17 protein-coding genes are annotated in these 21,661 nt (G+C 65.3%); 5 read left to right on the forward strand and 12 right to left on the reverse strand.

The genetic code is table 11. The features are described 5' to 3' along the window. Positions 1–6: 6 nt before the first annotated feature. Genes ACGVWT_RS17495 through ACGVWT_RS17505 form a run of 3 tightly spaced genes read right to left on the reverse strand, consistent with a single transcriptional unit; the run spans position 7 to position 5,419 of the window. Positions 7–1,338, reverse strand: a complete 1,332-nt coding sequence (locus ACGVWT_RS17495) for an NCS2 family permease (RefSeq protein WP_315462515.1) — start codon at positions 1,336–1,338, stop codon at positions 7–9. Further along, complete coding sequence (locus ACGVWT_RS17500) at positions 1,335–2,393, reverse strand: nucleoside hydrolase (protein WP_315462516.1); 1,059 nt, start codon at positions 2,391–2,393, stop codon at positions 1,335–1,337. The genes ACGVWT_RS17495 and ACGVWT_RS17500 overlap by 4 nt, the downstream gene beginning before the upstream one ends. Positions 2,394–2,428: 35 nt before the next feature. Continuing rightward, positions 2,429–5,419 carry a TonB-dependent receptor domain-containing protein gene (locus tag ACGVWT_RS17505; RefSeq protein WP_315462517.1) on the reverse strand — a complete coding sequence of 997 codons (2,991 nt, stop codon included), beginning with the start codon at positions 5,417–5,419 and terminating at the stop codon, positions 2,429–2,431. A 289-nt stretch (positions 5,420–5,708) separates the two neighbouring features. Here ACGVWT_RS17505 and ACGVWT_RS17510 point away from each other — a divergent pair, with 289 nt between their 5' ends. Then, entirely contained in the window at positions 5,709–6,653 is a 945-nt protein-coding gene (locus ACGVWT_RS17510) for a LysR family transcriptional regulator (RefSeq protein WP_315462518.1), read from the forward strand. Between the two features lie 12 nt (positions 6,654–6,665). Here ACGVWT_RS17510 and ACGVWT_RS17515 read toward each other — a convergent pair whose 3' ends face one another. Next, positions 6,666–6,878, reverse strand: coding sequence for a hypothetical protein (locus ACGVWT_RS17515; protein ID WP_315472045.1), 213 nt, complete (start codon positions 6,876–6,878; stop codon positions 6,666–6,668). A 412-nt stretch (positions 6,879–7,290) separates the two neighbouring features. Between ACGVWT_RS17515 and ACGVWT_RS17520 the strand changes: the two genes are divergently transcribed. Together ACGVWT_RS17520 and ACGVWT_RS17525 are read left to right on the forward strand one after the other, a co-directional pair. Continuing rightward, on the forward strand, positions 7,291–8,607 hold the full coding sequence (locus ACGVWT_RS17520) for an SIR2 family protein (protein WP_315462688.1): 1,317 nt from the start codon (positions 7,291–7,293) through the stop codon (positions 8,605–8,607). Beyond that, on the forward strand, positions 8,597–10,606 hold the full coding sequence (locus ACGVWT_RS17525) for an ATP-binding protein (protein ID WP_315462519.1): 2,010 nt from the start codon (positions 8,597–8,599) through the stop codon (positions 10,604–10,606). Before ACGVWT_RS17520 ends, ACGVWT_RS17525 begins: the two co-directional genes overlap by 11 nt. A 42-nt stretch (positions 10,607–10,648) precedes the next feature. On the opposite strand, the gene ACGVWT_RS17530 is transcribed toward ACGVWT_RS17525, so the two are convergent. From ACGVWT_RS17530 to hutI, 7 genes are all read right to left on the reverse strand, one after another. Beyond that, positions 10,649–12,055, reverse strand: coding sequence for a CBASS cGAMP synthase (locus tag ACGVWT_RS17530; protein ID WP_315462520.1), 1,407 nt, complete (start codon positions 12,053–12,055; stop codon positions 10,649–10,651). Between the two features lie 6 nt (positions 12,056–12,061). Beyond that, positions 12,062–13,048 (reverse strand): CBASS cGAMP-activated phospholipase, encoded by a 987-nt coding sequence (locus ACGVWT_RS17535; protein ID WP_315462521.1) that lies wholly within the window; start codon positions 13,046–13,048, stop codon positions 12,062–12,064. A gap of 608 nt (positions 13,049–13,656) precedes the next feature. Next, the gene (locus tag ACGVWT_RS17540; RefSeq protein ID WP_315462522.1) at positions 13,657–14,313 is read right to left on the reverse strand and encodes a HutD family protein; all 657 of its coding nucleotides are present in this window, start codon (positions 14,311–14,313) and stop codon (positions 13,657–13,659) included. Further along, on the reverse strand, positions 14,208–15,863 hold the full coding sequence (gene hutU, locus ACGVWT_RS17545; RefSeq protein WP_315462523.1) for a urocanate hydratase: 1,656 nt from the start codon (positions 15,861–15,863) through the stop codon (positions 14,208–14,210). Before hutU ends, ACGVWT_RS17540 begins: the two co-directional genes overlap by 106 nt. Next, positions 15,860–16,666: an N-formylglutamate deformylase gene (gene hutG / locus ACGVWT_RS17550; protein WP_315462524.1), complete on the reverse strand. Its 807-nt coding sequence runs from the start codon at positions 16,664–16,666 to the stop codon at positions 15,860–15,862. The genes hutU and hutG overlap by 4 nt, the downstream gene beginning before the upstream one ends. Next, positions 16,663–18,183, reverse strand: a complete 1,521-nt coding sequence (gene hutH / locus ACGVWT_RS17555; protein WP_315462525.1) for a histidine ammonia-lyase — start codon at positions 18,181–18,183, stop codon at positions 16,663–16,665. Before hutH ends, hutG begins: the two co-directional genes overlap by 4 nt. Further along, positions 18,180–19,376 (reverse strand): imidazolonepropionase, encoded by a 1,197-nt coding sequence (gene hutI, locus ACGVWT_RS17560; RefSeq protein ID WP_315462526.1) that lies wholly within the window; start codon positions 19,374–19,376, stop codon positions 18,180–18,182. Before hutI ends, hutH begins: the two co-directional genes overlap by 4 nt. Before the next feature lie 76 nt (positions 19,377–19,452). On the opposite strand from hutI, the gene ACGVWT_RS17565 reads away from it, so the two are divergent. Then, positions 19,453–20,796 (forward strand): formimidoylglutamate deiminase, encoded by a 1,344-nt coding sequence (locus tag ACGVWT_RS17565; RefSeq protein ID WP_394427536.1) that lies wholly within the window; start codon positions 19,453–19,455, stop codon positions 20,794–20,796. Here the strand turns inward: ACGVWT_RS17565 and ACGVWT_RS17570 are convergent. Beyond that, positions 20,779–21,249, reverse strand: a complete 471-nt coding sequence (locus tag ACGVWT_RS17570) for an Lrp/AsnC family transcriptional regulator (protein ID WP_315462528.1) — start codon at positions 21,247–21,249, stop codon at positions 20,779–20,781. The genes ACGVWT_RS17565 and ACGVWT_RS17570 overlap by 18 nt on opposite strands. Before the next feature lie 118 nt (positions 21,250–21,367). On the opposite strand from ACGVWT_RS17570, the gene ACGVWT_RS17575 reads away from it, so the two are divergent. Continuing rightward, a complete protein-coding gene (locus tag ACGVWT_RS17575; RefSeq protein WP_394427540.1) occupies positions 21,368–21,616 on the forward strand; it encodes a DUF6356 family protein in 249 nt (82 codons plus the stop codon). Positions 21,617–21,661: the final 45 nt, after the last annotated feature.

Here is a 21,661-nt window from a genome sequence, read left to right on the forward strand (position 1 = left end):
GGCGGGTCAGTGTCCGGTGGCGGCGGTGTAGTAATAATAGCCCAGCGGCAGGCTGAGCACGATCAGGCCCACGGGCAGTTCACGCGCCCGCCCGGCGAGCAGCATGACGAGGACATGGGCGAGCAGGCCGCCGGCGATGCCGGTGCCGAAGCTGTTGGAGATCAGCGTCAGCAGCACCATCGCCATCGCCGGCAACAGATCGAGCGCGTCACCCTGGTGCGCGCGGGCGAGGGTGCCGAACATCGAGATGCCGATGAGGATCAGCGCCGGTGCGGTCGCCGCGCGCGGGATCGCCATCGCGATCGGCAGCAGCGCGAGCGTGAGGAGGAAGCAGAGCGCGGCGCAGAGCGGCGTCAGACCGGTCCTGCCGCCCGCCTCGACACCGGCGGCGGATTCGACGAGTGCGGTGCCGGCGGGAATGCCGATCAAGGGGCCGACCGTCGCCGCGATCGAATCGACCAGGAATGGCCGCTCGATCCCCGGCAAGTTGCCTTCGCCATCGGTCAGCCCGGCCTTGGCACCGATCGCCAGCGTCGTACCCAGCGTCGAGAAGAATTCGCCCGCGAAAAAGGCGAACATATAGGGCAGCGCCGCGAGCGTCAGCGCGCCGACCGGATCGAGACGGAAGGCGACCGGCGCGATGCTGTGCGGCAGCGACACCGCGCCGTGCAGCGTCGTCAGGCCATAGGGAATGCCGGCGAGCGCCGCGGCGGCGATACCGGCGAGGATCGCGCCGGGCACGCGCCGCGCCTGTAGCGCGACGGCGACCGCGAGGCCGATCAGTGCAACGATCGGGCTGGGGGCGGAGAAGTCTCCGAGTGCGAGGGCGTTCGAGCGCGCGTTGACCGCCACCATGCCGGCATCGCGGCAGCCGAGCAGCGCGATGAACAGGCCGATCGACGCGCCCAGCCCCAGCTTGATCTGCGGCGGGATCATCCGCACCACCAGCCCGCGCGCGCCGGTGAGCGTCAGCGCGAGAAAGGCGAGGCCGGAGCAGAGCGCGATGCCGAGGCCGACCGGCCAGGGCACGCCCTCCACCTGCGCCAGCGTGACGCCCAGGATCGCCGACCCGCCGATGCCGGGGCCGACGAGGAAGGGAAGGTTGGCGTAGAGGCCCATCGCCGCGCTGCCGCCGGCGAGCAGCAGGATGGCGGCGGTCGTGGCGGCACCCTTGTCCATCCCGCCGCTCGACAGGAGCGAGGGGATGACGACGATCAGATAGGCCGCGGCGAGGAAGCTCGTCATCCCCGCCATCGCCTCGCGCGCAGGCGTGGTGCCGCGGGCGGCGAGGTCGAAGCGGCGCTCCAGCAGCGGGGCCAGCAGGCGGGCGACGCTCATCGTGCGGCCTGCTCGACGAAGCGCCGGGTGAAGCGTGCGGCGTCGATTGCCCGTACCAGATGCACCGCGCGCGTGCCGGCGGGCGCCATGTCCGATTTCCAGATCAGGGGCTGACCGTAGCTGGCGCTCCGCTGCGTCTCGACATCGAGGTGCGCGACGACTTCCTCGGTGACGAGCGTGGGGTCGAGCGCGACCGCGACGGTGATCTCGTCCCACAGCGGCTGGCCGAGGCGGGCGTAGCGCTTCACATAACCGCCGACCGGCCGTCCCGCCGCGGCGATGCGGTCGGCGAGTTCTGGCGTCATCTTGACGCTCGACGAGACGTTGCCGACCGCGGTGATCCGTTTCCATGGCGCGGTGAGGACGATGTGCGCCGCCTCGGGATCGAAGAGGAAGTTGAAATCGGTCGCGTAATCGGTGTTGCCGGTCGCACGGCCGAAGCCGGTGTCGACCTTCCCCGCCTCGATCACGATCGCCTTGACGAGGTCCGGGAGGTCCGGGGCGAAGCGCAGCGCGAGCGCGATGTTGGTGAGCGGCCCCGCCGCGACGATCGTGACCTCGCCCGGATGCGCGCGGACGGCGCGGATCAGCGCGGTGACCGCGTCCTCGGCGGCGGGCTTCAAAGTCGGCGCGCCCTCCGGCAGCGGCGGGACGAGGCGCGGCTGGTCGGGGTGATAGGTGCGCCCCGCTCGCGGCGTGCTCCAGGCGCCCTTAAACGGGATCTTGCCGTATGCGGCCTCCCAATTGGCCATTTCCATGGGCGTGCGGAGCAGCGGCATCTCCGCCCCGGCGTGGACCTTGACGTCGCGACGATGCGCGATCTCGAGGAAGCGAAGCAGGTGCTGCACCTCTTCGGTCAGCCAGGCATCGCCGGTGACGACGCCGACGCCTTCCAGCCTGACCTGCGGGTCGCGCAGCAGCGGGATCATCGCCTGGATGTTGCTCTGTCCGGGGCCCAGAAAGTCGTTGTCGAAGAAGACGCGGGTTGTCTCGCCGGCGCCCGGTTGTTGGGCGGCGAGCGGGGCGGGCGCGGGGAGGGCGGCTGCCAGCGCCATCCCCACGCTCCCCAACCGGCGTGCGAGCCGGCGCATCAGAAGCGCGCGCTCACGCCGGCGAAGACATAGCGGCCGAGCGCGTCGTAGATGCCGGCATAGAAGGGGCCGTTGCTGACCTGGCCCGTGCCGGTGCTGGCGGTCAGCGGCGGATCGGTATCGAACACGTTGTTCACCCCCAGCCGCAGCGTGTAGCTGCGCGCGACCCCGATCGACAGGCCGAGATCGAGATAGTCCACCGTCGGCAGGAACTTGTCATAGGGCTGGAAGGTGCCGGTCAGATAAGGTGCGCTGCTCGAGCGGTCATTGCGCGTCGCGCCGAGGTGCCGCCACGTCGCAGACAGCGAGATGCCGTCCGGCATCGTATAGGTGACGAACACGCGATGCCGCCACTTGGGGATCGGCACGCCGCAGGTGACGCCGAAATAGCCGTCGCAGCGGTACGCCGGCGAGCCCGGCAGGATCTGCGTTTCATACTTACGCGTCGACGTTCCCGCGGCGTTGATCGCGAGGCGCCCCGGATTGCCGCCGAAGAGGTCGGCGAGGTTCTGGTCCGCCGCCACCGACAGGTCGATCCCGCTGGTCTTGAGGTAGCCCGAGTTGATGCTGGTGGTGGTGACGAAGCCGCCCGTCACCAGCGACCCGGTCGCGGCGTTGCGTCGGATCAGGTCGCAGAACACGCCCTGGCTGATGCACTGGTTGAGCGTGATGCCGGCGGGCACCGTGGTAATGAGCTTCTTGACCTGGATATCGAAATAGTCGGCGGTCACGGTGATGCCGCGCAGCCAGCGCGGGGTCACCTGCACGCCGAATGACGTCGTGTTGCTGGTTTCCGGATCGAGCCGGGGATTGCCGCCGATCAGCGCGCCGGACTGCTGCCCCGCGGCGGGGGCGATCAAGCCGTATTGGGTCGCGGTCACGCCGCTCAGCGCACATTGTGCGGCGGTCGCGCGCGGGGCGGTGCCCTCGCAAGGGTCGGAGATGCTGGCGGTCACCTGCCGCTGAGGTCCGAACAGCTCGACCAGATTGGGTGCGCGCACCGCGCGCTGGTAGCTGCCGCGGAAACGGATGTCGCCGATCGGCGACCAGTCGGCACCCGCCTTGTATGCCCAGGTGTCGCCGGCGGTGCTGTAGCTGGAATAGCGCACGCCGCCTTCGACGTTCAGGCTACGGAAGAAGGGCTTGTCCTCGACCAGCGGTACGCGGATCTCCGCATACACTTCCTTGACGTCGAACGAGCCGGCGATCGGAAATTCGCCGCCCGAATTGCCGGCGACGTCGCGGCTCGAATAGAATTGATCGGGGGTGAAGCGGATCTCTTCGCGGCGATATTCCGCGCCGATCGCGACGCCGACCTTGTGCGTGGCGAACGGGCTGGCGAAGCCCAGGTCGCCGGTCAGCGACGCGCTGGCGATCGCTTCCTCGGTATAGCCGGTGCGCGTGACGGTGTTCTGGACGTAGTTCAGGGCCGCCGGCGTGATGCCACCGATCGCGAAGATGTTCAGCGGCACGCAGGAGGGGTTGGTAGCCAGCGATTCGCAGACGATCTGGCCGCTGGCGTTGGTCACCGCGCGCAGGGCGTTGCCGAAGCGGGCTAGCGAATAGTCGTTGATCAGGCGCGAGTCGTAGTTGGTGCGGCCGTACTGACCATAGATGTCGTAATGCCAGTCCGACGACAGGTCGCCGCGCAGGCCGAGGACGCCGCGATAGCTTTCGTGGTTGGTGTAATCGTGCCGCGAACCGCCAGCCGCATTGCGCAGCGAGACGATCACCGTAGCGCTCTGCGCGTTGGTGAGGCCGACCGAGGTGCAGATCTGGTTGCGTTCGGACGCCGACAGATAGGGGTTCGAGCAATTGACGCTGAACGGCACCGAGAAGGTCGCGGTGGGCGACAGGCGGATGTCCGCCTCGTCGCGCATGAACATGAATTCGCCATAGACTTCGGCGGCGTCGGAAAATTTGAAGTTGGCGAACAGATCGGCGTTGATACGCTTGTCGGGCGCCTGCAGATCGTAGGTGTTGCCGTTGTTGAAGCCGTCGGAACTGCGATAGGTGCGCAGGCTGTTCCCCGTCGCAGCATCGAGCGTGAAGCTGCCACGCACCGCACCCGTCGTGGGATTGGTGAGCTGAAATTGTGCGGGCGACGTCGCGCTCGACAGCGAGCAGGCGTAGCCGGCGGCGGTGGCGTTGAGGTTGCAGGTCGAAAAGTCGCGGGCGGCGGTGCCGACGCCGTCGATCGACCGATAGCCGACGAAGGCGGTGACGTTGCCGCGACCGCCGGCGAAGTTCTTGCCGAACGTCAGCGATACGCTCTGCTGGCCGCCGTCCTTGTTGTCGCCGCTATAGGGCGTGGCGCCGGCGGCGCGGGCGACGCTGCTGATCGGATTGTCGTTGGTGTGCGTGAACAGACCCGCAGTGGCATCGAGCTGGAGACCGTCGAAGTCGCGCTTCAGGATGAAATTGACGACGCCGGCGAGCGCGTCCGAGCCGTAGACTGCAGACGCGCCGCCGGTGACGATGTCGACGCGCTGGATTAACGCGGCGGGGACGTTGTTGATGTCGGCGGCCTGCGCGGCGCCGCGGGCGGGATCGCCCTGCATCAGGCGGCGGCCGTCGATCAGAACGAGGGTGCGCTGGTTCCCGAGATTGCGCAGGTTCACGGTGGCGGTGCCGCTGGCCCCGACCGTGCCGCCACGGTTGCCGCCGCCCTGATCTGCATAGGCCTGGGGCAGCGTGTTGATGAGATCCTCGACCCGAGTGGCACCGCGGCTGCCGATCTCGGCACCGGACACAGTATTGATCGGGCTGACGCTGGTCGCGTTCGGAGTGCGGATGCGCGATCCGGTGACGACGATGTCGCTCGACGGTGTGGCGGTGTCGGTCTCGTCGGGTGTCGGCGCGACCTGCTGCGCCACATCCTGCGCAACCGCAGGCGGCGCCACAGCGAGTGCGGCGAGCAGCGCGCCGGTGGATACGGTCAGGCGGCTCATCTCGCGGGTCGAGGTCAAGAATTCGAATTGGCTCAGCATCGGCGGCGCCCCCACATAATTCGCAAGCCGGCGCTACAATGCACCGTCTCGCGCGTGTTATCGGCCACAGGCGGGTCTGCCCGCTTGACGGCCATTCATGTCCACCTGCAATGCCTCGGTTGGTCCGCCGCTTGTAGCGGCTGGGCGTCATCCCCCCGTCAACCGTACTTCTCTCAAAGGAAGCTCATCGGATGACGCAGTGAGACTATAGCGGGCTTGATCAAATGCTATGATTTTCCGCCTATTTCGTTATTAGGTAGGCTTATAACCAGCCGCGGGAAACGTACTGATGATTGCCGGCCCGGATCGGTTGACCAAACGGCTCCAAGCGCTGTCACTTCGGCAATTACGCGGGTTCGCCGCAGTGGCGCGAGTCGGCAGCTTCAGCAGCGCGGCTGCAGACCTATCGGTGACACAACCAGCTCTCAGTGCGCTGATCCGGCAGATCGAGGGGCGGTTGGAAATGCCGCTGTTCGTTCGTACCACGCACTCAGTCGCGCTAAGCGAGCCCGGCCGCGCCATCCTGCCTCATGTGGAGCGGTTGCTGGCCACCGCCGAGCACGTATTTGTCGACATGAGCGCGGCGCTTACGCACGAACGGCCAGCGATCCGTATCGGAGTGATGCCGTCCGCGATGGCCATGGTGGCATCGGCGGTTGCGGCGCTGGACGAAGTCGTCGACCCCCCGTCCGTTCAATTGTCCGACGGTCGCAGTGACGAGTTGCTATGCGGCCTCGGCGAGGGGCGGCTCGACATGATCGTCAGTGCCGCCCCAACCTCCGATCCGCGGTTCGAAAGTCAGCTGCTCGTCGAGGACGATCTGCTGTTGGTCGCCAGCAGCCAGCATCCGCTCGCGCAGCGTGAAATCCAATCTTGGCTTGCGCTGACAGGATCGGAGATCGTGCATTTCGCTGGCGGCAGCATCGGCGAACTCGCTGCCGCGGCCCTTCTGCCTCACGGTCTCACTGCGTCGCAGCGCTATCGCGTCGATCAGGTTGAGTCACTTTACGGCCTTGCGCGCAGTGGTCTTGCTGTTGGTATCTTGCCGAGACTGTATACCCATTCGGTCCAGCACCAGCATGGTATCCGTCTGATCCGCCTCGGTGACCCGGTTGTCACACGCCGAATCATGTTGCTGCATCATCGACAGCTCGCGAAAGAACATCCGTTGGCAGCGGATTATGGCATGCAGCTTCAGAAGCATCTGGCCCCTCAAGCGGGATCAGTCGCGTAGAAAGCCGCCTGTTCAAGCCTGACGGCGGTTCTTGGTGGATAGCAGCCCGTCCGCTTTCGGGTCGTCGGCCGCGGTAAGCTGCCGCTCGTTCAGGTTCCACGCAGGGCGCCACAAACGCTCGCTGATGGTGGAGAGTCGCCTGAACGCTTTGGCGAAAGCGGAGGCGGTAAGCGGCCCTTCGTTCAGGTTCGTTTGGTAGTCAGCTATGGGCCCCATGACGGTCATTGCGCCTGCCGCCTGAAGATCCTGAAAGCCGCCGCTAGTTCAGCAAACACCGATTTGCGTGATTGGTGGAGTGCTGTCTGATCTCTTTGAGGAAAGGTGGCGATAAACGGCCCTTCATTCAGGAACAGGCAAGCGGCAGCAACGCTGTGAAACTACAATGAAGCCTTCCCTTCGCTAATAAATTTCTCACCGACAAGAGACTTCTCCTATGACGTGCCCGGCCGGTTCGTCCCGATTAATAGGTTTGCCCTGATCATCGAAACGCATTGCGGCACATTGCCCAATTCGGGGCCCACCGTCGGCACGGCTTGCGGATGATGCGCTGGACCCGCAGAAAGGCTTGCACGGGTGCCGATGGCGGACGGCATGTGGAGAAGTGTCGCGTCAGCGAAGGGGGCGGGGTTTGAGCGAGATGGGCGATGGGGCGGATCAGAGTATAGTTGGCGCGACTGCATCGAGTGTGTCGCAGTATTTTACCTTCGTCAGGTCTGGCGACAACGGGACGCAAGAACTTGACTGGGACAAGGGTCCCGAGCAGGTGCGCAAGGCGCTGGGTGAGGCGCTCGGCGCGCGCAATGTCGCCTTCCTGCTCGGCGCGGGCTGCTCGTCGATGATGAAGGACGGCGCCGAGCGCGGCATCGCCACGATGGCGCCGCTGGCGAAGGAGTTCTGCGGTGCGGCCGGTGCAGTCGCGGGCGGTCCCGCTTGGGCGTTCAGCGCGTCGGACCTGTTACGCCTGGCGGGGCACGGCCTGACACTGACCGGCGACTACACGCGCAACCTCGAGCGGCTTATGGAGACGCTGCATGCACTCCGTTTCGTGCTGGCCCGGAGCGACGACGCTGGCGACGAGGACGAGGTCGCGACCATCGAGGGAATGATCGCCAAGGTGCACGCGTTCCTGTGGGAGCGGTGCACCGCCGGTGCCTTCGCCAGCGGGGACGGCAACGTCCTGTCGCTTTACGAATCGTTCTATCGGCGCCTGGTCCTTCGTGACCGGTCGCTGCCGCGCCCTTGGGTCTTCACCACTAACTACGACCTGTTCAGCGAGCGAGCGATGGATCGGCTGGGCCTGCCATACGCCAATGGCTTCTCGGGCGTCGTCGAGCGGCGGTTCAATCCGGCCACGTTCCGATATGCGTTGGCCGAGCAGCTAGATATCACGAACCGCAAGTGGTCGGCCGTCGACGGGTTCGTGTACCTGTGCAAGTTGCACGGCTCGATCAGCTGGACCGAGGACGATCACGGCCTTTTCCCGATCCGCGAGACGTGGCCGCAGACCGCACCGTCGAAGGTCATGATCTTCCCGACGCCGGCTAAGCAGAACTCCAGCCTCGGCTCGCCCTATTCCGACCTATTCCGCGAGTTCCAGTCGCGCATCGTGCGCGAGCAGAGCGTGCTGATCACCATGGGATACGCGTTCGGCGACGAGCACCTGAACAACATCATCTACCAGGCCCTGACTATCCCGACGTTCAGGTTGATCGTCTTTGCTGACCCGGATTCCAGTGGCGACATAGCCAAGCTGCGCGCGCTGGCAGATCCGCGCATATGGATTATCGGCGGGTCGGGGCCGCCTGGCGGTGCGCCGGCCCACTTCTTTAGCACCATCGTTGAGCACCTGCTGCCGCGGCGTCCGTCGGACCGGATCGACGACGCAGTCAAGCTGGTGCTGCAGACCATGGCGGCCGGATCGCCTGCGGCGACGGTGACAACCGATGACGACTGACGACCGCCGCCGCGCCATCGGCTCGGTCGTCGCGGTGGCGGCGGACAGGTTCGTCATCGAGATGCATGGCGGCACCGACAGCTTCACCGTTGTCGGCTTCGACGACGTCCATTACGTCGCGCGGCTCGGGTCGTTCGTCATGATACCTGCGCAGGCCGAGTATGTCGTCGCCGAGATCGTCGGCCTGCGCGAGCGCGATGCCGGTGCCGGCGGCGAGATCGACAGAGCCGGGTCCGCCAAGTTCCTCGACGTCGTGCCAGTGGGCATGCTGCCTGTGGAAGGCGGCAGGTTCCGCTTCGGCGTTTCCATTTTCCCCTCCCTCTATGCTGACGCGCTCTATGCCTTAGACAAGGAGCTCGACCGCATCTTCGACACCAGTCCGGCGTGGGAGAGGTCGACGGGTCCGTACGGCGGCGACTGTGTTCCCGCGGAGGCCACCCGTCTGCGCATCCTCGAGATCGGACGGTCGGTCGTCTTCGAGGGCTATCAGGTGAAGGTCCGCATCGACGAGTTCTTCGGCGGTCACGCCGCGGTGCTCGGCAACACCGGCAGCGGCAAGTCGTGCACAGTCGCGTCGATCCTGCAGGAGCTGTTCGACAAGCCGGAAGAGCATCACGCGCGGGGCGCGACGTTCGTCGTGCTCGACGTGAACGGCGAATACCACCAGGCGTTCGGCGGCCTTGCTGGCCCCGGGGTGATTGGGGTCGACAGGCTCATCTTGGACGGCAGCTCCGCGGCCGGCCGCTTCCGCATTCCGCACTGGTTCCTCGACCTGTCGGAATGGGAACTGCTGCTGCAGGCGAGCGAGCGCACGCAGGTTCCGATCCTGCGCATGGCGCTGGGTCTGGCGACGTTGTTCGGTGGTGCCGCCGACCAGCAGTTGAACGACATCCGCAACCATATCCTGGCCAAGTGCGTCACCCAAATACTGTCGGACGAAAGTCCCCCTGGTGCTAAGGAGACGCGGATCCTCGGCATACTCCAGCGCTTCCGCACCACGGAAATCAATTCGGGCACAATCGGCGCGATGGTGCACACGCACTTCGGCAAGATGGACCACATCGAGGACGCTTTCGAATACCTGGTTGGGGCGGACGGGGACGGTGGCTTCGTCATCGACGATTTCAAGCTGCCCGACTATACGAACAGCCCCTTCGATTTCGCGGCTCTGGGCGACGCGATCGACTTGGCGCTGCTGTATGAGGAGGCGCACGGCAATCGCCAGATCCGCGACTATTGCTCGCAGATGGTGACCCGGTTCAAGGCGCTGCTCGAGCGCGAGGACTACGCGTTCCTGCGGCATGCCGCTGCCGGCGGGACCAAGGATACCGGCCCGTTCCTCGCCCGCCTGCTAGGTTTGGGCGCCGCGCAGGGGGGTCACGTCAAGACGGCGCAGATCGTCATCATCGACATGAACGCCGTCGAGGACGAGGTCGTCGAGCTGGTAAGCGCCGTCACGGCGCGCATGGTGTTCCGATTGCTGCGGCGGGCAGATCCCCGCAGCCGTTTTCCCGTCCATCTGCTGCTTGAGGAGGCGCATCGCTACGTATCTTCCGCGCCGTCAAAATACGCGCTCGACGCCGGTCGGGTCTTCGAACGGATCGCAAAGGAAGGTCGCAAGTATGGCCTGTTCCTGCTGGTGGCGTCGCAACGGCCGAGCGAACTGTCGAAGACCGTGCTGTCGCAATGCTCGAACTTCGTCGTGCATCGCATCCAGAACCCCGACGACCTGTCGCAGATCAGGCAGATGTCGCCGTCGATATCGGATGGTGTGCTGCGCAGGCTACCGACGCTGCCCAAGCAGCACGCACTGGTGTTCGGCAACTCGGTTAACCTGCCCACGACCTTCAGGGTTCGGAGCGCCGATCCGCTGCCGGCGAGTGACGACGCGAAGATCGTCGACTTGTGGTTCCACGAGGCCGGACGCAAGGCGGGCATCACGCTATCGGCCGCGCCCGCAGACCTGATCGACGAGGAGGAAGACGATCCGCCGTTCTGACCGTGCCTCTTTTCCACTCTTCCCAGGACTACCTCGCCGAATCTAGCGGCGCCTGAAGATGCGCTTCATGGGCTTGTTCCTCGGCGGCACGACGCCGCCGCGCACGTTGATCTCGACCCGACGGCGGCCGATGATGCGGCCCCACTGATAGACGGTGACGTCCATGGCGTGGTTGCCGTTGTAGGCGGAATGCTCGTCGGCGGTGAGCTCCGCCCCGGCGAAGTGCCCGATGTCGTTCTTGCTCCAGGCGTCGTGCCCGCGGTTGCGGACGGTCCAGCGCACCGAGGCGCCGGCCGGCAGCTCGTCGGCGTTGATCAGCTCGAAGTGGATCGAGCAGTTCTTCACGATCGTGGCGATCGAGTTCACGCCATCGCGGACGTAGCTGTCGTTGTCCCTCGAGACGGCCCGGATGTAGATCCGGGGGTCGAAAGTATAGGCCACAAGCGCCGTGCTCTTGGCGACGGTCGCCTCGCTGCGTTCGCCGCCATACTCGCCGTCGATGTCCTCGGGCATGGGGAAGAAGTGCTCGAAGGCCTCGGTCCAGATCTCGGCGGCGCTCTCCTCGCTGGTGGCGGTATTGGCCCGCCGGGCGGTATCCTCGAACTCGCGCAGCCGCACGACGAGGTCCTTGCTGGCATCAGCCGTCAGCCTGTTGAGGTCCTCGCCGGTGTCGGCCGGATTGGGGACCTCGGTATCGGGTTCCAGCCGGTCGGCGACCGCGGTGATCGTCTTCTCTAGCACGTCGTCATCGTCGGTCAGGTCAGACCGGTCGAGTTCCCCGAACGCCTCGGCGACCAGGACGGTGAGCATAATCGACGACGGTCGCGCGGCCTCGTCCTCGATCTTCAGCGCCGCCCACATCTTAAAGTAGCAGACCAGGCGCCGCAGCTGTGCGCGGTCCGCCGCGTCTTCGTGCAGGTCCTTGAACCACGTGTAGATCGCCTTGGGGTCGCTGTCCTCCCATCCGCGGGTCTCGGTCGCGAGAGCGCGCCGGTCGGCGCCGCGATCCAGATGGTAGGAGGGCACGTCGATGTGGAAGTCGGGTTTGAAGGCGATGCGGCAGCAGCGCTCCTTCGGGTCCGCGACCCCCGACGCGTCGTTCTCGCGGTCTTCGGCATAGTCCAGCAGCGCGTTCTGCACGAGTTCCTTGAACCCTTCGGGCTCATATTCGCCGTCGTCGTCGTCGCCGGACCATTCGAAGTAGAGGCCGAGGTCGATGTCGAACTCGGCGCCGGATTCCCACGGGCGGATTTGGGTGTCGAACTTGTAGGACCCTTGGAGCCAGGTGCTCATCGCGTAGCCCGTGTCGTCCTTGAGCCGCGACTTCAGGAAGTCGGCCAAGTCGTTCCACCGCGCCTGCTGCGTCGCGAATTGATCGCTGGAAGGCGTGATGCGCGAGTAGAGCGTCTGGTCGGACTTGGAATGGAACAGGCGTGCGGCGCGGGACATGGGGCCTCAGATGCTCGCGTTGACGAAGGTGAATGGCGGCGCCTCGTGCGCGAGGAACGCGCGCAGGCGTTCGTCCCCCGACACCTCGGCGAACGAGGCGCGGGCGATCGACTGCAGGTTCGCGACCGCGCCTGGCGTCGCCACGTCGAGCGCGAGCTCCGGGCGTTGCTCGTCGGCCTGACGGCGGTCGATGCGCATGTAACGGTCGCCGAGGACGTGCTTCATCATATCGTTGGTCAACGCCTGCTGCGACCCGATCATCACGTCGGTGAGCCTCTGGTTTCTCGTCCACCCCCACACCCCCAAGTCCGGGTTGAGCGAGCTGGACATGGCGAAGTCGGTGGTGGTCGTCCCGACGCTGAGCACTCGAATGTCGTCGCGCCGCGCGCCGAGGAACATCTCGGCCTCGTGCATCGCGATCATGTCGGGCGAGTTCGCGAACATGCCGCCGTCGGCGAAGAGCTCGTCGTCGATCCGGTGCGCCGGGAAGTATGTGGGCGCAGCGGAGGTGGCGAGCGCCACGTCGGCCACCTTCAGGCGCCAGTCCAGCACGAAACGCGGATGATGCCCAGTCTTGAACACCTTGGGGCCGCCCTTGGTAAGGTTCACGGCCGGAATCACGACGGGCCGGACCAGGTCCGACATGGGGGTGTCCTTGCCGACGATCTGCTCGACCGTGTCGCGCAGCGGAGCGGAGCCGTAGAGCGGCTTGGGCACGTTGCGCGCGAATCGGACGAGCGAGGCGGTCTTTGTCTTCGGCTGGGCGCGGGGAAAGATGCGTGGTCCATGTTCGATGAAGGCATCGCGGATGTCGCTGGCCGAGCGCCCGGCGGCGAGGCCGAGCGCGATGATGCCCCCGATCGAGGTGCCCGCGATCAGGTCGAAGCATTGGTTCAGCGGCTTGCCCGACCGCTCCTCCAGCTCCGCCAGCACAGCGGCGGTGTAGAGGCCGAGGAATCCGCCTCCAGAAAGCGAAAGGATTTGAAAGGCCACGCGCACCCCCTTCTTCGAACATAGCGCGAACGGGTGGGGATGCAACGGTGACCAGCTCACCTGCCATGAGTAGAGCTCGCCGGGAATTATTCGTGTTGCGAATGGATCAGCCAGGGGCGCGCCCTCGGTGTGAGCGTCAGCCCGAGCACCTCGGCGCGGCTCCGCAGCGCGTCCCGCATTTGAGAGCTGACCAAGCGATATGTTCGCTCGCTCTTGGGTGTTTGCTGGTCCACAGCTACCGGAGCGAACGTCTGCTCTGGGCGCTGAAGCGCCCAAAACCTGCCAGTCCACTGCCGGCCCAATTCCAGCCACCCAGCAGCACATGAACCAGCGGCCGCTTTCGGGAAGCGCTAAAGGCGCCGCGAACGTCGCCAACTGGGTCTACTTGTAGTCTAGACACCCACTTCGAACATGCGCTGTCGGTTAAGGCGCAGATTGACAGCACGTTGAAGCCAATTACAGTGATAATTTACGCACGATATTGCGATCTCACCGGCGTAAGGCGGTCAGATTTTAAAATATGTGAGTTCGCCAGGGCCCGCCAGAATTGCTCCATAGCTATCTCTCAGATCGATGAGAAAGGAGCGAAAGTTGCCTGCGCAAACATCTCACCGGCATGAGATATCCACGGCGATTAACCCGGAGGAAACCAGGACTTCGCCGGGACCGGTGAGCATGAGGCCGTCCTCGCCGCTCAGATGATAATCCCAACCCGCGATGGTTACGACGGCAGCCTTATCTGCGACGTATACAGCGATGTTGTCGCCTCGCTGCTCGCTGCCGAACGTGGTGCGCCGCAACGATCCATCGAACCGACCTCGCCGGACTATGACGTTCAAGACCCGTGTACCCTTTACCAACGGCGTGGCGTATATTCTCCGATCGCCGGAAAACCTGAAGGCACCTTCGGCTATGCCGAGAGTGGCATCCGCATTTTCTCCAATGAGCTGCACCCCGCCTTTCAGAACCATGAGGTGACGGGTCATTCCCGGGAAAAGCGAGAAAGGTCCTGGGCTATCGATGTCGGCGATGCTGATCCGCCAATCCAGCGTATCGAGACTGGCGTCAGACGGGACCTGCATGATCGTCGTCGTCCGCCCACCGCCGTTCTGCCAGGGCTGAGCCTTCCGAACGGCGGCAGGTAGATGGATCGGACTCCTCACAGGATCGCGGGCAGGTCCAGTCGCTGCTTTCTCGCCCAGTCTACCGCAACGGGATAGCCCGCATCGGCGTGCCGCATCACACCGGTCGCGGGATCGTTCCACAGTACCCGGCCAAGCCGTTCGGCAGCTTCCGGCGTACCATCAGCGACGATCACCATCCCCGAATGCTGCGAATAGCCCATGCCGACACCGCCCCCATGATGCAGCGATACCCAGGTTGCGCCCGACGCGGTGTTGAGCAGCGCGTTCAGCAGGGGCCAATCAGACACCGCGTCGCTGCCGTCGCGCATTGCCTCGGTTTCCCGATTGGGGCTGGCCACCGAACCGGAGTCCAGATGGTCGCGGCCGATGACGACCGGCGCTCTCAGCTCGCCGCTTGCGACCATCTTGTTGAAGGCGAGCGCAAGGCGATGCCGATCGCCAAGCCCGACCCAGCAAATGCGTGCTGGCAGACCCTGAAACCGGATGCGCTCCCGCGCCATGTCCAGCCAGCGATGCAGGTGCGCGTCGTCGGGCAGGAGATCCTTCACCTTCGCATCGGTGCGGTAGATGTCCTCCGGATCACCAGACAGTGCCGCCCAGCGAAACGGCCCGATCCCGCGACAAAAGAGCGGCCGGATATAGGCGGGGACAAAGCCGGGGAAATCAAACGCGTGCTCGACGCCTTCGTCGCGGGCGACCTGGCGGATGTTGTTGCCATAGTCGACGGTCGGCACACCCTGCTGCTGGAAGGCCAGCATCGCCTCGACATGCCGGGCCATCGATGCCTTGGCCGCCTCGGCTACCGCTGCGGGATTCTGTTCACGGGTTGCCTGCCAGCGCTCGACGCTCCATCCGATCGGCAGATAGCCGTTGACGGGATCGTGTGCACTCGTCTGGTCGGTGAGCAGGTCGGGGCGCACCCCGCGCTTCAGCATCTCGGGCAGCAGTTCGGCGGCATTGCCCAGCAACCCAACTGATACCGGTGCCTGTGCTTCTGCGATGATCGCCAGCGCCTCGTCGAGGCTGTCGGTTGCCCGGTCGAGATAGCCGGTGCGCAGCCGCATATCGATCCGGCTCTGCTGGCACTCGATCGCGAGACATGAGGCGCCCGCCATCACCGCCGCCAGCGGCTGTGCGCCGCCCATACCGCCAAGCCCCGCCGTCAGCAGCCATTTGCCAGAAAGGTCACCGTCATAATGCTGACGACCCATCTCGACGAACGTCTCGTAGGTGCCCTGCACGATCCCCTGCGTGCCGATATAGATCCACGAGCCTGCGGTCATCTGGCCGTACATGGCCAGCCCCTTGCGATCGAGCGCGTCGAAATGCTCCCACGTCGCCCATTTCGGCACGAGGTTGGAATTTGCGATTAGGACGCGCGGTGCGTCGCGGTGCGTGCGGAACACCCCGACCGGCTTGCCCGACTGGACCAGCAGCGTTTCATTGTCCTCCAGTCGGCGCAGCGTCTCGACGATCTTGTCATAGCTTGCCCAGTCGCGCGCTGCCCGTCCGATCCCGCCATAGACGACCAGTTCCTGCGGGTTTTCGGCGACGTCGGGATGGAGATTGTTCATCAGCATCCGCAGCGCCGCCTCGGTCTGCCAGCTCTTAGCGCTGAGCGTAGTGCCGGTGGCCGGACGGATGATGCGGGATGGGTCGACGCGGTTCATCGGGCAAACTCCAGGCAGGTGAACAGGATATTGGCGAGAGTGGCGCGCATCGGCGCGGCGAGGGCAGGGTCGAACCGTGGTGGCCAGTTGTCGGGCGACACCGCGTCGGGTTCGGTCAGGTATCCGCGGATCGCCAGTTCCATCTGAATGGCGTGGAGCCCCTGGGCCGGCTGCGCATAATGGCGCGTCGTCCACCCGCCCCGGAACCGGCCGTCGACGACAAGGCTTTGGCCCGACGCCGAGCAGGCGGCCTCGACGGCGTCGCGGAGCGACCGGTCGCAGGTCAGCCCGCCATTGGTGCCGATATTGAAGACCGGCAGTTCGCCATCGAACAAGCGCGGGATGCGGCTGCGGATTGAATGGCAGTCATATAGGACGACACGCGGGTGTTTCGCACGCAGGCGGACGATCTCCGCGGCGATCGCGTCATGATAAGGGTCGAACCAGGTTTCGCGCCGGCACGCGATCTCGCTGTCGTCAGGCGTGCTTTCCCCGGCGTACAATGCTTCCCCGTCGAAGGTCGTCGTCGGACATAATTCGGTGGTCGCCTGACCTGGATATAACGAGGCGCCCGATGGATCGCGATTGACGTCGATGATGCTGCGCGAGACGTCGGTAGACACGATCGTAGCGTCCACCAGACTATCGTAAAGATCAGCGATATGCCAGTCTGCATCACGGCGCGCGAGCCAAGGCGATCGGAACCGGTCAGCCAAACCATCGGGTAAGGTCGTGCCGCCATGGGGCATCGCGAGAATAAGCGGGGTGTCGGCACGACGTACCGAGAGCCATGGCGGGGTCATGCGACGACGCCGGGCAATGCGCCGGACAGTTCGATCAGCACGCCGTCGAAGACCAACGCGGTGGCCTCCGCCATGTCGGGCGCCATGTGTCGATCGTCCACCAGCATCGGCACATGATCGCGCACCCGCTGCCGAACGCCCTCGAGCGTGTCACTCGACGCGAGCGGCGCATGGAAGTCGCACCCCTGGCACGACGCCAGCAGTTCGATGCCCAGCACCGCATCGACATTCGCCGTCATGGCGAGCAGCCGGCGCGCGCCGTGCGCGGCCATCGATACATGATCTTCCTGATTGGCCGAGGTCGGGATCGAGTCCACCGACGCCGGATAGGCGCGCTGCTTGTTCTCGCTGACCAGCGCGGCTGCCGTTACCTGCGGGATCATGAACCCGGAGTTGAGGCCCGGTCTAGGTGTAAGGAACGCCGGCAGTCCGGAAAGCACGGGGTCGGCTAGCATCGCGATCCGGCGTTCGGCGATGCTGCCGATCTCGCACAAGGCCATGGCGATCATGTCTGCGGCGAAGGCGACCGGCTCGGCGTGGAAGTTGCCACCGGACAACGCCTCGTCGGTGTCCGGAAAGATCAGCGGATTGTCGCTGACGCCGTTTGCCTCGACGATCAATGTCGCTGCGGCCTGGCGCAGCAGGTCGAGCACTGCACCCATCACCTGAGGCTGGCATCGCAGGCAATAGGGGTCCTGCACGCGCACATCGTCCTCGCGGTGGCTGGCCCGGATCGCGGAATCCGCCATCATCGCCCGCAATGCAGCCGCCACCTCGATCTGGCCGCGATGACCACGCAGGCTATGAATACGCGGATCGAAGGGCGCGTCCGATCCCTTGGCTGCTTCGGTTGACAGGACGCCCGTCACCAATGCGCTGCGGAAGATCCTTTCGGCCTCGAACAACCCGGCGAGCGCGTAGGCGGTGCTGAACTGCGTCCCGTTGAGCAGCGCCAGCCCTTCCTTGGGGCCAAGCGTCAAGGGGGAAAGGCCCGCCTGACCCAGCGCATCCTGCGCAGGCACCCTCTGTCCGTCGATCATGATCGATCCGACACCGATCATGGCGGCAGTCATATGGGCGAGGGGGGCGAGATCGCCGCTCGCACCCACCGACCCCTGCGCAGGTACGACCGGCGTCAATCCGCGCGCCAGCATCGCCTCGAGCAGCGCGATCGTCGCCGGACGGACGCCGGATGCGCCATGGGCGAGGCTCGCAAGTTTCAGCGCCATCATCAGCCGGACCACCGGCACCGGCATCGGGTCGCCAACACCGGCCGCGTGGCTCAGGACGATATTGCGCTGGAGCGTTGCAAGATCGGCGGTGTCGATCCGGACGCTGGCCAATTTACCGAAGCCAGTGTTGATGCCGTACACCGGTTCGCCCCGCGCGATGATGCGATCGACCGCAGCCGCACTATCCGCGATCGTAGCATGGCAATCGTCGTGCAGTCGCGGCAGCGCGCCGCGATAGATGGCAAGCCAGTCGGCATAGGGCACGTTGCCCGGGCGAAGGATCATCGACCGTTCCTGATGCGGGAGTGGAGGGGATTGAAACCGATGCGATAGACCAGCTCCGCCGGGTCCTCGATCGACCAGATCGCGAGGTCGCACGCCTTGCCGGGCGCCAGCGAACCGATGGTGTCGCTGCGGCCGAGTGCGCGGGCGGCGTTGATGGTCAGCCCCCGTAGCGCCTCGGTGACGGTCAGGCGAAACAGCGTCGCGGCCATGTTGAGGACGAGCAGGGGCGAGGTCAGGGGCGAGGTGCCGGGGTTGCTGTCGGTCGCAAGCGCGATCGGAACGCCGGCGGCCCGCAGCGCCGCGATCGGCGGCAACTGCGTCTCGCGCATGAAGTAGAAGGCCCCTGGCAACAGGACGGCGACGGTTCCTGCCGCCGCCATCGCGGCGACGTCAGCATCGGTCGCATGTTCGAGATGGTCGGCCGACAATGCGCTGTGTCGCGCGGCGAGGCTCGCCCCGCCCAGAGCCGAGAGCTGTTCCGCATGGAGCTTGACGGGTAGCCCGTGATGCGACGCGGCGGCAAAGACCCGCTCGGTCTGGGCGGGGGTGAAGCCGATGCCTTCACAAAAGGCATCGACCGCATCGGCAAGACCGCTTTTCGCGACGACCGGCATCATGTCGTTGACGATGGCGGTGACATAGCCGTTGGCATCGTCGGCATATTCCGGGGGAACAGCGTGCGCCGCCAGAAACGTCGTCGCAATACCGACATCGCGCACCCGACCCAGCGCGCGGCCCACGCGCAGCATCTTCAGTTCGTCGTCGAGCGACAGGCCATAGCCCGATTTGATCTCGACCGTCGTGACGCCTTCCGCGAGCAAGGCATCGAGGCGGGGCAGGGTTTGCGCCACGAGTGCGTCCTCGCTGGCGGCTCGCGTCGCACGCATCGTCGAGACGATACCACCGCCCGCCCGGGCAATGTCCTCATAGGTTGCGCCTTCCAGTCGCTTGGCGAACTCACCGGCGCGGTTGCCGCCATAAACCAGGTGGGTGTGGCAATCGATCAGGCCCGGCGTAATCCAGCGGCGCTCGCAATCGATCGTTTCGGCGTCGGGCAGGTCCGGGGCCGACCCCGCCGCACCGGCATAGCGGATGGTCCCGCCATCCGCGATGACGACGCCATCATCGACGCAGCCAAGGTCGCTGCCCACCATTGTCGCCAGGCGAGCGTTACGCCACAATCGGACCGTCATTACGCCTCCCTATTTGTCTATACAAAATCACGGATGCGGCATAGTGTCCAGCCCTGACTGACGAAAAGGGGGATGCATGACGACGTTGTGGTTCGAGCAGGCGCTGCTCCCGACGGGCTGGCGATCGCAGGTGCGCTTTCACATCGAGGCGGGTCGGTTCACGAGGATCGAGGTCGACGCAGCGCCGGACGCCGGCGAGCAGCGGCACGGCAGTGTCTTGCCCGGCATGCCGAATCTGCACAGCCATGCGTTTCAGCGGCTGATGGCGGGAATGGCGGAGACGCGTTCAGGGCCGGACGGAGACGATTTCTGGAGCTGGCGTGATCTCATGTACCGTCTGGTCGGCGCGATCACGCCCGACGACCTGACGGCGATCGCCGCGATGGCCTTCGTGGAGATGCTGGAGAGCGGCTTCACGCGCAGTGGCGAGTTCCATTATCTGCATCATCAGCCGACCGGCGAAGCCTATGACGATCCGGCCGAAATGGCGTTCGCGTTGGCGGTCGCGGCGTCGCAGACCGACATCGCCCTGACCCTGCTGCCCGTCTTCTATGCGCATGGCGGCTTTGGAGGCACCCCGCCCGGTGACGGACAACACCGGTTTCTCACCGATCTCGACGGTTTCGCGCGACTGTACGAACGCACGCTACAGGCGGCGGCCACTCTTCCGGATGCGATCGTTGGTATCGCTCCGCACTCGCTGCGCGCCGTCTCGCCGGCCGAATTGTTGGCGCTCACGATGATGACGAAGGGGCCGATCCACATCCATATCGCGGAGCAGATGAAGGAGGTCCGGGATTGTCTCGCATGGAGCGGGCGGCGTCCGGTCGAATGGCTGCTCGATCACGCGGCCGTCGACCCGCGCTGGTGTCTCGTCCATGCGACGCACATCACCGATGCCGAATGCCGCGCGATCGCCGCGCGCGGCGCGGTAGTGGGCCTGTGCCCGGTTACCGAGGCGAATCTGGGCGACGGCATCTTCCCCGCTGCCTCGTTCCTCGCAGCGGATGGCCGGTTCGGGATCGGCACCGATTCCAACGTCCGCATCGATCTGGCGGAGGAATTGCGGACGCTGGAATATAGCCAGCGTCTGGTTCGGCAGCAGCGCACGGTCCTGGCCGACACTATCCGTTCCAACGGGCGAACATTGTTCGACGCGGCGTTGGAGGGGGGACGGTGCGCCTTGGCGGATGGCCCGGCACTCGAGGTCGGCGATGCTGCCGATCTGGTCGAACTCGCTCCCGCAGTTGCAGCGGCAGGTGACAGCGCGCTCGACCGCTGGATTTTTGCAACCGGGCGGGTTCGCGGCGTGTGGCGTGCGGGTGTGCAGGTCGTTGCCGAGGGCCGGCATCGCAATCGGGACGCGATCGCGGCCCGCTTCGATGCCGTGGCGCACCGGCTATTAGTCGAACAGAGGTAGGGCGGTCGTCGACTTGATTTCCTGCATCGCGAACGACGAGCTGACGTCGTGGAGCGGGGCGACCTTGGTCAGCTTCCGATAGATGCGGTCATAGTCGGCGATGTCGCGCGCCACGATCTTCAAAAGATAATCTACGTCGCCGCTCATGCGGTAGAACTCGACCACTTCCGGGATGCGCGCGACGCCCTCGGCGAAGGTCTGCAACCAGTCGTCGGTGTGATGAGCGGTTTTGATCGCGACGATGACGGTGACGCCAAGACTCAGCCTCACGCGATCGAGGACGGCCACTCTCCTGGAGATCACACCGTCGCGTTCCAGGCGCTTGATCCGCTTCCAGCACGGCGTCTGGGATACCCCGACGCGCTCCGCAATCTCCGCAATGGGGACTGTCACGTCTTCCTGCAGGATCGACAGGATACGGCGGTCGGTGGCGTCGAGAACTAGATTCTCCATCAAAGGCCTCCAAAGCGAACGACGATCTCCTTACGGCTAATTGTCTATGCAAATAAAGAACCAATGCACCGCCGCGCTGCCATAGACTGTCGTCGTTCCAATCAAAGGGGAGAAAGCCATGCTTGACCGACTGTTTCTGGCTCATCCGCGCACCGTGCAGGAGAGTTATGGCGAGCATCTCGTGGTAGCGAGCAGCTTCGGCCTCACCATGATCGCTGCCGGTATGGCCTGCATGGTACACGCGCTGGTGCCGGGCCTCTTCGAGCGTACCGGCAGTCGTGCGATCCGGTCGTGTCCGTCAACGTGGTGTAATTTCAGGTGTGCCACCGGGCCGCATCGTTCAGGCGGCCTTGGGTGTAATCTGTAGGGGCGGTACCTCCTCGATCTGTGGTGTGGCGAGAGCGGTCATGCC

The sequence above is a fragment of the Sphingomonas sp. S6 genome, from assembly GCF_043498045.1.
Lineage (GTDB): Bacteria > Pseudomonadota > Alphaproteobacteria > Sphingomonadales > Sphingomonadaceae > Sphingomonas.